The organism is Micromonospora sp. NPDC005171, assembly GCF_040608575.1.
GTDB lineage: Bacteria > Actinomycetota > Actinomycetes > Mycobacteriales > Micromonosporaceae > Micromonospora.
The window spans coordinates 65,978-67,160 of record NZ_JBEXIM010000033.1 but is presented as its reverse complement, the minus strand read 5'-3'; the positions used below and the strand labels follow the sequence as shown (position 1 = coordinate 67,160).

General features: G+C 71.2%; 1 protein-coding gene and 1 pseudogene. Both read right to left on the bottom strand.

From position 1 onward, the window contains the following. Positions 1-168 precede the first annotated feature (168 nt). Positions 169-873, bottom strand: coding sequence for a class F sortase (locus ABZU74_RS27195; RefSeq protein WP_355429404.1), 705 nt, complete (start codon positions 871-873; stop codon positions 169-171). Position 874: 1 nt separating this feature from the next. Then, a pseudogene (locus ABZU74_RS27190) lies at positions 875-1,183 on the bottom strand (hypothetical protein); the annotation flags it as partial.

The window sequence follows — 1,183 nt, the reverse complement described above, 5'->3', positions numbered from 1 at the left end:
GCACTCGATCCATACCCGTCTACCGACCAAGTCACCCTCATCGATCGGACCGGCTGTGCGACACACCCGACCATCCCACAAATCAAACGCGCTCTGAGTCAGGTACGCCGGACGCGGTCCGGCCGGTCGGGGCACCCCGACCGGCCGGACCGTTCCGTTCGTCGCGGGTCACCCCGCCAGGGTGGCGAAGACCACGATGTTGTCCCGGTAGCTCTTCGCGGCCTCGTCGAACTGACCGCCGCAGGTGACCACCCGCAGGCTGGGCCGATCGCTCGGTCCGTACACCAGCTCGGTGGGGAAGGCCGTCTTCGGATACGACTTCACCGAGTCGACAGTGAAGGTGGCCGGTACGCCATCCGCGCGGCGCACGGTGACGGTGTCGCCGGGGGCGAGAGCGCCGAGGTCGAAGAAGACGGCCGGGCCGAGCACCGCCGAGTCCACGTGCCCGACGATCACCGCGTTACCCGTCTCGCCCGGGCTCGCACCCGGCTCGTACCACCCGGCCTGGTCGGCCTTGTCCAGCGGAGGGACCTGGACGGTGCCGTCCGGGTTGGTGCCCAACGACATGATCGTCGCGTCGACACCGATCCGGGGGATCTCGATGCTTGTCGGTGCCGAACGAGCCAACCCGGCCGGAGCGTCCCCCTGACCGACCGGCTGCCCGTCGACAGACGAGGCGCCGTCGGCGGTGCTCGCCGGCCCGGTGGCCTCGGGGCCGGCCTGGGCCAACGGCTGCGGCGGTCGGGGAGTGGGCGTGGTCTTCAGGGAGGCGCCGATCATGCCGGCGCCGATCATGGCCATGGTGACGACGACGGCCGTGCCGGCGGCACGCCACGGTCTCCCGTGACGGCCGCCGGCCGGTGTCGTCGTCACGTCAGACGAGCGAACCATCGGTCCGCCGACGACGCATCAGCACGATCCCGCCCAGCGCGGCAGCGCCGAGCAGGCCCGCCCCGCTGGTGGCCAGACCCCGGTCGGTACCGGTGCTGACGCCGCCGTCACCACCGTCGACACCGCCGTGCGGCAGCACGACGAGCTCGCCCTCGCCGCACGAGCCCTTGAGCTCGTAGCGACCCGGCTTGGCGTCCTTGTCGACCTTGGCTTCGCCGTAGTAGACGAACTCGCGCTCCTTGTCCCAGTCACGCTCGTCCGAGTCGCGGTCGTCCTTGCCGTAGCGGCCGTG